Origin of the sequence: Bradyrhizobium sp. WYCCWR 12699 (genome assembly GCF_032144035.1) — a bacterium.
GTDB lineage: Bacteria > Pseudomonadota > Alphaproteobacteria > Rhizobiales > Xanthobacteraceae > Bradyrhizobium.
Genome location: NZ_JAVTJN010000021.1, coordinates 36032 through 49864 on the forward strand (window position 1 = coordinate 36032; position 13833 = coordinate 49864).

General features: G+C 62.0%; 14 protein-coding genes and 4 pseudogenes. 10 read left to right on the forward strand and 8 right to left on the reverse strand.

Annotated elements, in window-relative coordinates:
* Both tnpC and RPS27_RS09250 read left to right on the forward strand, forming a co-directional pair.
* Positions 1–1188, forward strand: a pseudogene (gene tnpC, locus RPS27_RS39685) (IS66 family transposase); the annotation flags it as partial.
* Between the two features lie 29 nt (positions 1189–1217).
* Entirely contained in the window at positions 1218–1808 is a 591-nt protein-coding gene (locus RPS27_RS09250; RefSeq protein ID WP_128955102.1) for a YecA family protein, read from the forward strand.
* Between the two features lie 123 nt (positions 1809–1931).
* On the opposite strand, the pseudogene RPS27_RS09255 reads toward RPS27_RS09250, so the two are convergent.
* Positions 1932–2308, reverse strand: a pseudogene (locus tag RPS27_RS09255) (response regulator transcription factor).
* On the opposite strand from RPS27_RS09255, the gene RPS27_RS09260 reads away from it, so the two are divergent.
* Entirely contained in the window at positions 2280–2636 is a 357-nt protein-coding gene (locus RPS27_RS09260) for a hypothetical protein (protein ID WP_128955101.1), read from the forward strand. The pseudogene RPS27_RS09255 and the gene RPS27_RS09260 sit on opposite strands and share 29 nt — an antisense overlap.
* Positions 2637–2773: 137 nt before the next feature.
* Positions 2774–3908, forward strand: a pseudogene (locus tag RPS27_RS09265) (IS3 family transposase).
* A 273-nt stretch (positions 3909–4181) separates the two neighbouring features.
* Here the strand turns inward: RPS27_RS09265 and RPS27_RS09270 are convergent.
* Together RPS27_RS09270 and RPS27_RS09275 are read right to left on the reverse strand one after the other, a co-directional pair.
* Positions 4182–5054 (reverse strand): annotated as a pseudogene (locus RPS27_RS09270) (nucleotidyl transferase AbiEii/AbiGii toxin family protein).
* Complete coding sequence (locus tag RPS27_RS09275) at positions 5044–5571, reverse strand: type IV toxin-antitoxin system AbiEi family antitoxin domain-containing protein (protein WP_232995616.1); 528 nt, start codon at positions 5569–5571, stop codon at positions 5044–5046. The pseudogene RPS27_RS09270 and the gene RPS27_RS09275 overlap by 11 nt, the downstream one beginning before the upstream one ends.
* 24 nt (positions 5572–5595) lie before the next feature.
* On the opposite strand from RPS27_RS09275, the gene RPS27_RS09280 reads away from it, so the two are divergent.
* From RPS27_RS09280 to RPS27_RS09290, 3 genes are read left to right on the forward strand one after another with little or no spacing between them, the layout of a single operon-like run.
* Complete coding sequence (locus tag RPS27_RS09280) at positions 5596–6123, forward strand: metallophosphoesterase (protein ID WP_167506287.1); 528 nt, start codon at positions 5596–5598, stop codon at positions 6121–6123.
* Positions 6120–6725: a hypothetical protein gene (locus RPS27_RS09285; protein ID WP_167506286.1), complete on the forward strand. Its 606-nt coding sequence runs from the start codon at positions 6120–6122 to the stop codon at positions 6723–6725. The genes RPS27_RS09280 and RPS27_RS09285 overlap by 4 nt, the downstream gene beginning before the upstream one ends.
* A complete protein-coding gene (locus RPS27_RS09290; protein WP_128929785.1) occupies positions 6706–7482 on the forward strand; it encodes an ATP-binding protein in 777 nt (258 codons plus the stop codon). The genes RPS27_RS09285 and RPS27_RS09290 overlap by 20 nt, the downstream gene beginning before the upstream one ends.
* Before the next feature lie 589 nt (positions 7483–8071).
* Here the strand turns inward: RPS27_RS09290 and RPS27_RS09295 are convergent.
* Positions 8072–8542, reverse strand: a complete 471-nt coding sequence (locus RPS27_RS09295; protein WP_128958632.1) for a hypothetical protein — start codon at positions 8540–8542, stop codon at positions 8072–8074.
* Between the two features lie 104 nt (positions 8543–8646).
* Here RPS27_RS09295 and RPS27_RS09300 point away from each other — a divergent pair, with 104 nt between their 5' ends.
* Complete coding sequence (locus RPS27_RS09300; protein WP_128958633.1) at positions 8647–9495, forward strand: hypothetical protein; 849 nt, start codon at positions 8647–8649, stop codon at positions 9493–9495.
* A complete protein-coding gene (locus tag RPS27_RS09305) occupies positions 9455–10186 on the forward strand; it encodes an ATP-binding protein (protein ID WP_128929783.1) in 732 nt (243 codons plus the stop codon). The genes RPS27_RS09300 and RPS27_RS09305 overlap by 41 nt, the downstream gene beginning before the upstream one ends.
* Before the next feature lie 352 nt (positions 10187–10538).
* Here the strand turns inward: RPS27_RS09305 and RPS27_RS09310 are convergent, their stop codons facing one another.
* The 4 genes from RPS27_RS09310 to RPS27_RS09325 form a co-directional block, all read right to left on the reverse strand.
* Complete coding sequence (locus RPS27_RS09310; protein WP_206733199.1) at positions 10539–11630, reverse strand: hypothetical protein; 1092 nt, start codon at positions 11628–11630, stop codon at positions 10539–10541.
* A gap of 14 nt (positions 11631–11644) precedes the next feature.
* A complete protein-coding gene (locus tag RPS27_RS09315) occupies positions 11645–12007 on the reverse strand; it encodes an ABC transporter ATP-binding protein (protein ID WP_206733200.1) in 363 nt (120 codons plus the stop codon).
* Positions 12008–12400: 393 nt separating this feature from the next.
* Positions 12401–12781, reverse strand: coding sequence for a hypothetical protein (locus RPS27_RS09320; protein ID WP_206733201.1), 381 nt, complete (start codon positions 12779–12781; stop codon positions 12401–12403).
* An 8-nt stretch (positions 12782–12789) separates the two neighbouring features.
* Positions 12790–13557, reverse strand: coding sequence for a hypothetical protein (locus tag RPS27_RS09325; protein WP_206733544.1), 768 nt, complete (start codon positions 13555–13557; stop codon positions 12790–12792).
* Between RPS27_RS09325 and RPS27_RS09330 the strand changes: the two genes are divergently transcribed.
* Entirely contained in the window at positions 13556–13804 is a 249-nt protein-coding gene (locus RPS27_RS09330; RefSeq protein WP_206733545.1) for a hypothetical protein, read from the forward strand. The genes RPS27_RS09325 and RPS27_RS09330 overlap by 2 nt on opposite strands.
* The last annotated feature ends 29 nt before the right edge of the window (positions 13805–13833 follow it).

Sequence of the window (13833 nt, forward strand, 5' to 3'; positions counted from 1 at the left end):
CTCACAAGATCGGCGAGGACGTCAGCGAGGTGTTGAACGTGATCCCGGCGCTCCTGCGCGTGCTGCGCACGATCCGTCCCAAATACGGCTGCCGCGGCTGCACCGATGGCGCGGTCCAGCCAAAGTGCTGCCGCGCCTGATTGAGGGCGGTATGGCCTCGACGGCCCTCGTGAGCCATATGGTGGTCTCGAAGTTCGCCTGGTATTTGCCGCTGTACCGGTAAGTTCAGATCCTGGCCGGCCACGGCATCCATCTTGACCGCGCGACACTCGCCGGTTGGGTCAAACGTACCGCCTGGTGGCTCAGGAGCCTTTATGAGCTGTAGCTGCGGATCATTCAGGCTGCGCCGCGCGTGTTCTGCGACGAGACGCCGATGCCGGTGCTTGATCCAGGACGACATCGTCCCCGCATCTGCCAGTTCTGGGCGCATGCTATGGATCACCGGCCATGGGGTGGCCCCTCGCCGCCGGCGGTTACCTACGTATTCGCCGACGGCCGCGGCACCGAGGAGATCGCCGGACAGTTGACGGGCTTTTGCGGCGTTCTGCAGGTGGACGGTTATGCCGCCTACAAGGCCGTGGCCCGCCGTCATGGCGGCGCGATCCAGCTCGCCTTTTGTCTCGTCCATGCTCGACGCAAATTCGTCCAGGTGTACAAGTCCACGCAGTCGCCATTCGCGCGCGACGTGATTGAACGGCTGCAGGCGGTCTATGCGATCGAGGCAGAGATCCGCGGCAGCAGTGCGGAGCAGCGGCTGGCCGCCCGCCGCACCAGGAGCGCCCCGTTGATGGTGGCGCTCAATGCGCTACTGATTGAGATGAGCTGTTTTCCCAATCGAAGCTGACAGAGGCGATCAACTATGCGCTCAATCACTGGGACGGACTGACGCTGCTTCTCAGCGATGGCCGCGTCGAGGTCGATTCCAACACGGTCGAGCGTTCCATGCGCCCGATTGCCATGGGAAGACGCAACTCCTTGTTCAGCGGGAGCGAAGGCGGTGCCGAGAGCTGGGCCATCCTCGCGTCGCTCATGAACACCGCAAAGCTCCATGAGCTCGATCCGCAAGCCTATCTGACCGACGTGCTGGAGCGCATTGTCTCCGGTGGAACCAAGAGCCATCAACTGCGCGAACTGCTCGCCTGGCACTGGAAGGCGGCGCGCCAGCGCACCGCACAGGCCGCGGCATGAGCCCGGGTCGTCATAAAGCAGCGTCGTCAATGACGGCAGCCGCGATGCCACTCGAGGAGCTCGAGCGATGGCTGCAGGCTAGGGTCGATCAGCATCCTGACGCCACCAATCTCCCCATGCTCGACGGCTACGTCGCCGCAATCGTGGCCGGACCGGTGTCGATGAGCCCACTCGACTGGATCTGCCCGCTGCTCGCCATCGATGCCGATGCCTTCAACCACGGCGGCACCCCGGAGTTTGCAGCCATATCGGCTGTCGTCCTGCGTCACAACGACATCAGCAACACCCTCTCGACCGCACCCGACAGGTTCGCGCCGATGCACCGGCGTAAACCCAGTGGAGACGTCGATCCGCGACCATGGTGCCAAGGCTTCTACGCCGCGATGCGGCTCAAGCTATTGGCGTGGGCACCGTTGCTGGACATCGGCAACGTCAATCACGGCCTACTTCTACCTATCCTGCTGCACTGTCGCGACGATCAGGGCCGACCGCTGCTTGGACCGCCACGAAGCGGCCGCGAGACCAAGAAACTTCTGCGTAACGCCCACGCCGATATTCCCACGGCGGTCGAAGCCTTGCGGCAATACTGGATGCCGATCCGCTACGCCCGCGCTCACTGATCACTGCGGACGTGGGAGCTCATGCCGGTTACCTTCAAAATAACCGCGGCAGCGCAACCTACGGGAATCTCGCAATGCATCCCCGCTTTGGGACTGAAGGCCGTGGGGAGGGGGCCAAGGTCCTCACGCGTGTGTGTCGCCTGACCCCGGCAGTACAATGGTCAAACACTTGATCAACGCAGCCGTGGAAAACGGTTTGGCAAGAAAGCAGATCCCGCCAGCCTTGATCGCTCGTGCGCGCACCCCATCGCCGTGATGAAGATGAACGGCATACGATGACCGGGGCTTCGCATATGCATCAGCAGGTCAATTCCGCTCATCATGGACATTTGGACGTCGGTAATCACGCAGGTCGTCTCGGCCAATGCCGCAGCGCGCAGGAACTCCTCGGCGGAGGCAAAGGCAAGGACCGCGTATCCGTACGATGCCAGAAGATTGCTCGTTGCACTGCGAACGGATGGATCATTGTCGATGACCGAAATGATAGAAGGCTTTGACAAACTGATTGCTCGTGATCCGGGCTGCTCCGCCTGCGGAATGTTCACAGTAGAGGGGCTACGAGCCACATCAGAGGTTTGGGAGCAGCTTGAGTGTCGGGAGAAGGAGACGCTGCAAGACGCGGAACGTCTAACCGAGCAACTTCTGGACCGGCTGATTTCCGAAAGTTTGCCGGACGAATCCGTAACCCAGGATCATGTCAATGTACTGTATCGGCATTGGCCATTGCCGATGTACAATCTCGACCTCCATCCGATCCCGGTATCTCTCGAAGAGCTGAAGGCCGAGCAGGAGCGCCTCCTCTGGGCAGAGGTCGGCGACCCTCGATGACACTGACGATTTGAGTGATCAATCCGATATCAGCATGAGTTTGCGAGGTTTGAGCTGGTCCCGCAAATCTGAACAGCGCGATAAGTGGAGTTTCTGCCTGACGGCGGGCAAGATTGACCCGCGAATCAGGAGCGACGATGAGCAGACGAGCACGGCGGAACGACACTGCGGCTTTCACGGCGAAGGTGGCGCTTGCCGCCCTCAAGGGTGACGGCACGCTGGCACAACTGGCGGAGCAGTTCGACGTTCACCCCAATCAGATCACATCGTGGAAGGCGCAGCTCGAAGGCGGCGCTGCCGATGTGTTCGGTCCGGACGGCGGGAGTCGGATCGCCGAACCCACCATCGACGTGAAGTCGCTGCACACCAAGATCGGCGAGTTGACGCTGGAGAACGAGTTTTTAGAAGGAGCGCTCACCAAGGCGGGATTGCTGAGCGCAAAGCGATGATCGACCGTGAACACGATCTGCCGATCAGCAAGCAGGCGGAAGCCCTGAGCATCAGCCGCGGCAGCGTCGATTACCTGCCGCGTCCGGTGTCGCCCAAAGACCTCGCGCTGATGCAGCGGCTCGACCGGCTGCACCTGGAGTTTCCATTCGCCGGTTCGCGTATGTTGCGACGCCTACTGGCTGCAGAGGGGTGCAAGATCGGCCGCCGGCATTTCAAACCGCTGATGCGGCGGATGGGGATAAAGGCGCTGTACCGCCGTCCGCGCACCACCCAACCCGAGCCCGGGCACAAGATCTATCCATAGCTGCTGCGCGGTATGGAGATCACGCGTCCGAACCAGGTTTGGGCGATGGACATCACCTACATCCCGATGGCACGAGGCGTCGTTTATCTGGCCGTGGTGCTGGACTGGGCGACCCGCCGGGCGCTGTCGTGGCGGCTGTCGATCACCATGGAGGCCGCATTCTGCGTCGCGCCACTGGAAGATGCCATGGCCCGTCACGGCAAGCCGGAGATCTTCAACACCGACCAGGGCTCGCAGTTCACCGGCGCGGCGTTCACCGGAGTGCTCGCTGACAATGACATCGCCATCAGCATGGAGGCCGCGGCGCCTGGCGGGACAACGTGTTCGTCGAGCGGCTGTGGCGCAGCGTCAAATACGAGGAGGTGTATCTGCGGGCCTACGACAGCGTCAGCGAAGCTCGCGCCTCGATCGGCCGTTATTTGGACTTCTACAATTGCCGCCGTCCACATTCGAGCCTTGACGGCGGCACACCGGATCAAGCCTACTTCACCTCGCTGCCGCTTCGCACGGCAGCCTAAACCCGGCAGAGGCTCCACTTATCGACGCGCAGTTGCTGTTCAGACAACCGGGACCAGGTCAGTTACGCGGCCAAGGTCATTCGAATGGGACGCCTTCTTTGGTGTACCCAAGTTTGTCGGCGGCGACCACTAGTTCGTCTCAGGGTGGGTCGCGCATTTATATGGCTTGGTCACGCCTTGGTCGAAATGCATCTCGCCGAGGCACGAAGAGACACCCGCTATAGGGGCTATGACCGCAGCTTTTCGATCTCCGAACGCAACTGCGCATGTTTTTCAGGATTTTGCGTTTTCAATTTTGCGATATTGAGCAGCTTCCGCCGAACCGCCGGTAATTGCGCGGCCTGCGGTAAGCCGATAGGCCTCGAAGTCCGGCTCGCCGTCATGGAGCGTTAGCAGAAAGCGCATCGCCGCGTCGTCGAGCCGTGCAAGCATATCGGACAATAACCGCGACCGCGCTGCCTTGAGCTCGTTGAGGCCGACGGGCGGCACCGTCACTCCCTCGAACTCCTTGGCAAAGATGTCATCAAGTTCTGACAATGACGGACGGACGAGTTCATGCGGAGGACGCCCCGAACTTGCGACGTAGACGAGGAACGTGCGGTAGAGCGCGTCGGTCAGTTCTTCATTGTCATACAGAAACTTCACCTCGAAGAGGTCGCGCGGATGCTGTCGGTCGACAGCAGCATTGAGCTTGCCGCCGAAGAGATCCTCGAATGCCACCACTTGCATCTCCGCAAATCCGAAGGCTTCGGCGGCCGGATCGCTGACGACGCGAAGCTCGGGAGCGTGAACCTTGCCGCATGCGACAGGTGACGTCTCGACTTTGATTTCGGCGCCAGCCTGCCGGACGAGGAGCCGCGTGTCGTTATTGTCGCTGCCGGCGATGCGCTGAACGCTGACGCCGCGGAGATCACGCTGAATATCCTCGCGAATGCGATCAAGAGCGGCGTCGATCCCTGCGAGGGTTGCGTCGCGGTCGCCGATCGGCAAGTAGACGAGGTCAATATCGACCTACAGTCGTGGCATGTCGCGATAAACGAGATTGATCGCGGTGCCGCCTTTCAGAGCGAAGCTGTCCTGACTCGCGATGTAGGGCAATGTCCGGACCAGCAGCTCCACCTGGCGCATGTATCGTTCACGCGCCATCGACCGTTTCCTGTGGCACGAGCTCGGCCGGAACTGTCATGCGACAGGTCGGGTGAAGCCGCCCGCCTTGCACAAGGCTGCGGTCACCGCGGCCCAATTCTATATGGGCGGTGTCGATGTGCTTTCGCCACGGATGTACATGCTTGTCCGCATAAATGAAAAACAAGCGCTTGACTTTGATGCTGCGGCACTCCTCGAGCAGTTGGTTCAGCAGTTTTGGTCGCAGGCTCACCAAGCCCTCGAACAGCGTATCGACCTTTTGGAAGCTTTCATCCGCAGGGAGCTCATCCAGCATTTCGAGAATCGCTCTCTCAGGCGAAGACATCCTGATCGGCCATCTCCAGGGGCTGAGCGCAAGTTCGCTGTTATCGTTGTCCGACAGGCTGAATGCGGCATCCTCGACGCCGACCGGCTGAGATCCAAACGGTGCGTCGGATGTCTGAGCGGTCAGGAAGGTCCCGCGGCTGAAAGAATCCGAACGGCGACCCGAGCAGCCTTCGAGGACCTTGTCACCCAAGCGATCAACGGACAGGTTGCTTTCATGATCATCGCCGGCGATCTCTATGATGGCGACTGGCGCGATTTTCAGACCGGGCTCCTTTTCGTCCGGCAGATGGGGCGCCTGCGCGCGGCGAACATCCCGGCTTTCGTTCTTCACGGCAATCACGACGTTGAAAGTCAGATCACTAAACGGTTGCCACTCCAGGACAACGTGCAGGTGTTCAGCTATCGCAAATCCCAGACCTTCAAACTCGACGATCCTCGCGTTGCGATCCACAGTCAGAGCTTCCGTATGCAGGCGACGACGGATAACGCGGCGGCGGCTTATCCACCGCCCGTGAAGGGGTATTTCAACATCGGTGTTCTACACACCGCCCGTGGAGGACCGAAAGGCCCCCATGAGAATTACGCACCGGGTACGCTCGATGAACTGGTAAACAAGGGCTACGACTACTGGGCTCTTGCACACGTGCATCAGGGCGGCGTGCTGCACGAGCAGCCGCACGTCTCTGCGGCAACCTGCAAGGCCGCCATATCCGCGAAGCCGGCGCAAAGTCGGCGCAGTTGATCACGGTGAGGGACGGCGCGCTGCAAGGCATTGAGCCATTGCATACCGACGTCGTGCGATGGATATATCTCGACGTGCCGGTTGGCGAACGCGCACGATTTGGGGACGTCATCGATCAAATCAAGAGCATCATCGGCGAGGCCACCAGAAACGCAGAGGGCCGGTTGCTGGCCTGCCGCATCCAGCTGAGCGGCGCGACCGCTCTCCATGGCGAGTTGCTGGCCTCCGGGCTGCAATTGCTGGCGGAAGCGCGCGCCGCAGCCCTCGCGCTCGGTGAAGAGGTCGCCTGGATCGAACGCGTTATCAATGTGACCAGATCGGCATCGGCGGTCTGCATTCTGTCGGATGGGAGCGCGATCAACGATCTCCCTGTCCTGCTGGCTCATGCTGCGGACGACGCTGACTTGCAGGCGGAGATCGCGAGCGATCTGGGCGATCTCGTCCGCAGGCTTCCGCATGATGCCGCGCTGGATATCGACGATCCGCTTCTGGAGGCGGCGATCAACAAAGACTTTGGCGCGGTGATTGAGCAGGCAGGCGCATATCTGAGCGCGCGCTTGGCTGCGAGAGAGGCGGTGATCCATGCGTGTCCGTTCCCTTGACCTGATCCGGTACGGACACTTCACCGAAGCCTCGCTTCATATTCCGTCTGAAGGGCCCGATTTTCATATCGTGTATGGCGAGAACGAGGCCGGCAAGTCGACGACGATGTCGGCGATTGAAGAGCTGCTGTTCGGGATTCCGGGTCAGTCTGCAAGAAACGTTCTTCATGAGAACGCGGCGTTGCGCATCGGCGCGACGTTGGAACGTGAGGGAACGGAGCTATCGATCCGGCGGCGCAAGGGCAACAAGGACACGCTGCTCGGCCTTGACGAGCTGCCTCTTCCTGCGGGCGACGGGCTGCTTGGACCGTTGGTCGGCGGGATAGATCGCGCATTCTTCTGCCGGATGTTCTGTCTCGCCCATGAGCGCCTGCGCGATGGCGGCCGGGACATCATCCAGGCCAAGGACGATGTCGGCGCGACCTTGTTCGCCGCGGGGGCGGGCGTCTCCGGTCTTCGCGATCGACTGGCGGCGATGCAGGAAGAAGCGGACGGGCTGTGGGGCAGCCGCAGGGCGGGGCACCGGAAATATTACCAGGCGGAGGAACGTCTCAAAGAGGCCGAAGCGACGTTGCGCCAACACACGGTCACCGCGACCAAATGGCAGGAGCTGAAATCCGCCTATGAAGAGGCGCGCGACGCTGTGTCCAGATCGAGAAAGAGATCGAAGAGCAAGTCGCCGAGCTCGCCAAAATCGTGCGCGTCCGGCGCGTTTATCGCAACGTACGGCGTCTCGGCGAAATCGAATACGAGATAACGGCCCTCGGCGTCGTTGCCGATCTGCCCGCTGATGCCGCGAAGCAATTCGACAAGGCGTCGGCCGATAACGCCGCCGCGGAGGCGCGCATCACAGCCTTTCAGAAACAGATAGCAACGTTCAGCGCTGAGCGCGCCGCGATCGCGATAGACGATAACGTTCTGCTCCATGAGGCGGAGATCGAACGCCTGTCCAAGCTCAGAATCCAGCTCGCTTCGGGAAGAGCTGATTGCCAAAGCGGCGGGCGGAGCTCGCAGCGGCGGAAGACGCTCTCAAGTGGGCCGCGTCCGAACTGGCTTGGACGGGTGAGACCGCCGAGCTGGTTGATAGAATCCCGCCGCGTGCCAAAGCTTCGGCCGTGCAAGGCTTGCTGACCTCTCGCGGCGGCCGCTTTGCGGCCGTCGAGAATGCCCAGAAGACCCTTGAAGACGCGGGCGAAAAGCTGGCCAATCTCCAGGCTCGCATTGAGGCGATCGGGACCCCCCAGGATCTGTCGGGCTTGGCGGGCGTGGTCAAATCCACTTCCGCCTTGGGCGATCTTGACGCTCCTCTCCTGGCTACCCAGCGAGAGTATCGGGACGCGGATGAACTATGTCGGCAGCAAATGGCGATGATGAATCCCGCGGTCGTTGACGAGACGAGTTTGCGCGCCATGAAAATCCTGGTCGAAGCCGCAGTGAAGGCACATCGCGACGCGGTGCGCGATCTTGAAGGCCGTACTCAAAGCCAGCAAGCGGCTATCCGCGATCCGACTCGGGCTGTCGAGAACAATCGAAAGTCCTACGCGCGGTTGGTATCCGATGAAAAGATCGTGTCGGCCGAGGATTTGACGAAGCTGCGGGAACGCCGGGACGCAGGATGGCCTATCATCAGGCGTCGGCATGTCGACAATATCGCAGTGCCGGAATCGGAAGAGCGCGCCTTCGCAGATGGCGACGCGCTGCTCCACGCCTATGAAACGGCTGTCGGCCATGCCGATGCGGCGGCGGATCAGCGGTTTCAGAACGCAGAGTCGACGGCTGCGGCCATGGTGCTGGCTCGGCAGATCGCCGACCAGCAAGACGCTCTCGACTCCAACAAGCAAGAACTTGCCTCGTTAGCTGCAGAGCGGAGCGCCTTGGCCATGCCTGGGCCGGCATGTGGAACGGTGTCACGGATGGCCCGTTGCCCCCTGACGAGATGCTCGACTGGCTCGACGCGAGGGCCGATCTGCTGGATCAGATCGCCAAGCGCGACGGCGCAGCTCGCTCGGCAACGTCGCTGCAACACGAAATCGCAGAAGCCAAGCGACAGCTAGTGGGCTTGCTGCAGGATACGGCGATTGCGGCCTCGGCAGGCAGCCTGCCCCTGAACGGCATTTTGGCGACGGCGGAAGTGCGCATCCGCACGGAAGAGGCGAATGCGCAAAAGCGGACCGAGCTTGCGCTCGATGAGCGGAAGCTCAAGGCCGACGTCGAGCGCAAGCGCGGTGTGGTCGAGGGCGCCGAGAAAGAACGCGCCGCCTGGAATGCGCAGTGGAAGGACGCCTTGGCGGCGCTCAGTCTTTCGGCTGAAGGTCCCATTGAGACCATTCAGGAGCAAATCGACGCGATCGACCAGATGCGCGAGACGTCAGTTAAGATTGCGGACTTGCAGCACGAGCGAATCGGAAAGATCGAGCGCGACATCAAGGCGTTTGCAACGGAGGTCGAAAGGCTCGTTGCATCGGTGTCGGTGCAGCTGGCGGGTGAGGACGCAGACGAGGCCGCCCTCAAGCTTCATGCACGATTGAATGCGTCGAAGCAGGCGCGTGACTCACTTAACGAGAAGAGTGAAGCGGTTGAAAATCTTCAGAAGAAGCTGGACGACTGCGACAGGTCGAGAAATGACGCGCGGGTCATTATGACAGGGCTCCAACGGGCGGCCGGCGCTGGAACGATCGACGCGTTGCGCGAAGCTATTCAGCGGTCTGACCAACAACGCGCGCTCAAGGATGAACGGGCGCGGTTGCGCGACGCTCGAAGCCGATGGTGACGGTCTTGGCCTAGTGGTTCTCGCCGAGGAGTGCCACAGCAACGATCCCGACCAGGCTGCGGCGCGGGAACAGACTTTGAAGAAATCGCTCGAAGAGGTCCGGGAGCGGCAACTGACCAATATCCAGCACAGTAAAGATACCGAGCGCGTATTCGAGGCCGTCGGCGGCGACGCTGCCGCGCAATATGCGCGCGTTCGTTCGGCGTCGGTGATCCTCAGATGGGCGATCGAGCGGTTCCGGCGTGAAAAGCAGGCGCCGCTGCTCAAGCGAGCCGGGGAATTGTTCTCGATCCTGACCGCCGGTTCCTTCGAACGGCTTACGCTCGCATACGATGAGAAGGATGTTCCGCACCTAGCGGGTCTGCGCGGGGATGGAGGCGCCGTCCCAGTATCAGGACTGAGCGAAGGCGCGGCCGATCAGTTGTTGATGGCCTTACGCATCGCTGCCGTAGAAGAGTATCTTACGCATTCCGCGCCAGCGCCATTTATCGCCGATGATCTTTTCATCAATTATGACGATGCGCGGGCTGCGGCTGGTTTCAAAGTCCTGCAACAGCTGGCGGAAAAGACGCAAGTGCTCTTCTTCACTCATCATCAGCATCTGGTCGGCGTTGCCCGCACAGCTTTCGACGGGCATGTGGCGACCGCGGTTCTCGAACCCCGCGGGGTTCCGATAAAGAACGTGGCCTGACGGGTAGACGGCATCAGCGCGAGGGATCGAAGCCGGACGGCGGGTGGGCTCGTTCACGAGCCCGGCCGGTGAGCCAGCACGCGGAGCGCGCTGCCGAGGCTATTCCTCAAGCCGCCATCGGCTATGCAGGGGCCTTGCCGATGGTAATCGCATCGCCGACAAAGCACCGCAGCGGCGTTGATCTTCTTTAGGATCTCGATGGGCGAGGTTGAAATTGGATGAGATTGCGGGCGACTTCAATTTCGGGAACTGCAAAGACTGGCCGATAGCAGTGAGGCGACTATCTGCACTCTCTGTTAGAAAACGGGCGTTCGGTGTACCTGCGAACGATCCGAACGACTCCGTCGCCTGATCACGCGCAATCATACAGCACGCCAACGACTCCTCGCGCAGTGACCAAGGTCGGTATCACGCCGAAGATATCGGTCGCCTCGGTCGCGAGGACAATCGACGAACCGAGGCCGCCGATCGTCTCGAATTGGCGGAGGTGAGCCAACTTACCGGGCAGACGGGCACCGACCCGCTTGAGAATGCTCGTACCATCATCGAGCGTTACTGCGACAAGTGTGTTCTCCCATCGATCGAGATAGCCAATTGTTAGCTCGGCGCCGCCCAAAATGATCTGACCGGGAAGCGCGAGTGGAACGGCGCTGTCCTCTCTGACGCGGTAAGCGACGACGACGTGCGCAAGCTCCGGCACCATATCGACAGGCGTTGCCTCGCCACTTCCAGGCGGCGGCGGCATATCGGTGAAGATTGCGCCGACAATGCGGTGCACGCGCAGCTTGCTCTCGTCGAACGTCAGTGTCGGGCGCGAGGTCCGCGGGTCGGGCATCTGCGCAGCTAGCGAGACACCGATTGCGCCACGTGACGTCACCAGCCGTCGTGCCAGCACTCGATTGCGATACTGAGCAATCACAAGATGTTGGTCGCGGCCAGGATAAGGTTCAACCTCGACGATCGCGACCGCGCCGCCGGGGATAGCAAAGCCCAACGTGTCGCCGCGGACGTAGAAGAGCGCTTTGCCCTCGAACCATTCGCCACTAAGCCGTTCGACAGCAACATCTTGCGTCCCGCCCACGGGCAATTCGCCGACGAACGCGGCGATTTCTGGGCAGAGCGGAACGGAAAAGGTGGGGCGGATGATCGGCCGCAAGGGCGCGACGTCCGTTCTGCTCTCGGAAGGCGCGAGTGGCTCGCGCCACCGGTACAAGCGAAATTGTTCGTGGACCTTTTCGATGCTGGTCCGCAGCCGCGCGAAGTCGGCTTCGACAGCCTTTACGTCCATGTAGCTGATCGACGCCTTGTCGTGGTGCGACGTGTTGAGGACACGCCGCGGCTCCGCCCCTTCGGCGAGGGCGGTATCCTCCGCGAACCGCTTGACGACCGGATTGGCAAACAGTTCGCCTGTCCCGATCGAGACGAGCCCGCGCAGCTTGTCCATCAGAGGGATGAGCGTCAGCGGCTTCGTCGATGTGGCATACGCGGGATGAGCAACATCATCGAATAGATCACCGAGCCGCGATTCGAGGAAGACGCGCAGGCCGCATAGTTCTGTGCGTCAGAAGCGGAATCGGAGTTCATATGAAACGCGTGGCGCCCGCGATCGATCTCCTCGATCGCTGGCGAGACGATGAGAGTCGGCCGCACCGCGTTCACCGGGTGGACAGATAGATGCTCAACGCGGTCGGCGGCACGATTCTCGGCAACGAGCGAGCGGGCGAACTTGCGATCGTGGGTGGTCACTAGAAGCTGAGCGCCCGCCTCGGCGAGCCCAGCCAAACCTCGCGCGAGGCGCTCGCGATTGTCGTTGTCGAGCATTCTGCGGGTCGTCGAGCACCAGCAATGACAGACCGCCGCGGGTTGTGAGGACGTGCTCGCGGAAGGCGAGAAAGAAGCCGAGCAGCGCGCCGCGCAGCGCAGAAGCGTTGGAGACATGCTGGGCAGGTGCGGTCACGCCCTCGCGGCCGACCTTGAGCTCAAGTACGCCCCGTGCGTCCATACCAGTTCCGGTAAGGTCGGGAGCAAAGCCGGTCGCGTTGCGGTAGATCGCGCGCCGCCAGTGCTCCGACCGGTTGTGCAGCTTCGCCCGTAGCGCCTCAACCTGAGACTGGGCGAGCTCGGCGAGTGGCACAAGCAGATCAAGCGCGGATACGGCCCTGCAGCAGGCGTCCATACGCGCCTGCTTCGATGCATGTTCCACGCGGGCGGCTTCTATCCGGCGAACATATTCGATCGCGGTATTAAGCGGCGCGACGCCCTCAACGATCGCGAGCAGCGATGACAATCGGCGGCCGATCGCCCGGCTCGCGTCGGCGGCACCGTCCTGGCCGCGCCGAACGGCTGGAGGAAACTCTTCAGTGCTGCGGCGTTGGCTCCGCGCCATTCGGCGAACGCCAACGCACGCACAGTGCGGTCGACTATCCGCTGCAACGCCGTCGTTCCAGTCACCAATACGGCAGGCAGCACACGAGTGTCCGGTTCTTCGAAGGCAGGCAAAGTCGCGAGGCGCTCATCCACGAGCGCCGAAGCATCGGCGCGAAGCGCCGATAGCGCACCGCGGAACGATTCCGTCCCGAACAGTTCGTCAATCAATCCAGCTCTCAATAAGTCGATGGGTGACCCTGGCAAGTCGCCGCGGGTTTCCTTCGCGAGGGTAGGCGGAAGATCTTGGAGGAGGCGACTGCACCAGTGCGACGACATTCGGCGACGGTGCGCGCGATAACCTCGCGGTCTCGCGTGGCTTCCGCTAGGTGGTCGCTGACCGTATTACCAGTAACCGGATCGCATTCCCCGTGGAGCGGGCCGACGCAAACCGGGCACATGCCGTCATCGGCATGGCCATGCTCGTGCATCCAGGCGGAAAGCCTAGCGTACAGCTGCGCCCGCCGCGCGCGGTCGGGGCTCGCAGCAAGCGCGGCCAGCGTCGCCGCCTCGGCATCGATCTGCGCCAACAGTCTGGCGACCACCGCGATCTCGTCGGCGCTCGCCGACAGGGCCGAGAGCCGCGCGATGGAGGGCAACTCGCTGAGATGCTTCGATAGCTGTTCGATGGCTGGCCGAATGCTCGCCTCGAGGTCGTCGCGGGCCTTCTTGTCCTCGGGGTTGAATTGTTCGCCCAATACTTCGCGCGCCTTGGCCAGTGCCGTCGCCTTCAGGGCCGCGAAATGCTCATTGATCTTCTGGATTCCGCCTTTGGAATCCTCAGCATCGACCGCAGGTGCATCTCCTTCGAATGCGATGGCGGGAAATTCCGCGACGGCGCCGGCGAGGTCGTCGGCAGCCTGCTGGTAGCGTTCTACGACTGATGCGTTGGGCTTCGAGTTCCTTGGTCGTGCGCTTGGCAATCCGCTCGGACGCTTTACCGGCATGCTTGGCGAGATCGACGAGGTCAGCGAGGCCGGTCAGGCGGGCGACTGCCTCGCCGAGTTGCGACGTAGAGCCGACCGCCAGAAACGGCAGCAGCGCGGGCATGGTCGTCGCAATGCGCGAGGCAATTGGGTCGATGCCGATTGCGTCGAGATCGGGCGGTGTCTCGGTGATCTTGCCGCGCGGGGTGCGGCCCTCCTGGTGGCGGAGGGGTGGCAGCGGGTCACCGTGGGCGTCGACGAAGGTTAGCTCGACCCAACTGTCGGCTGGAATCGCCT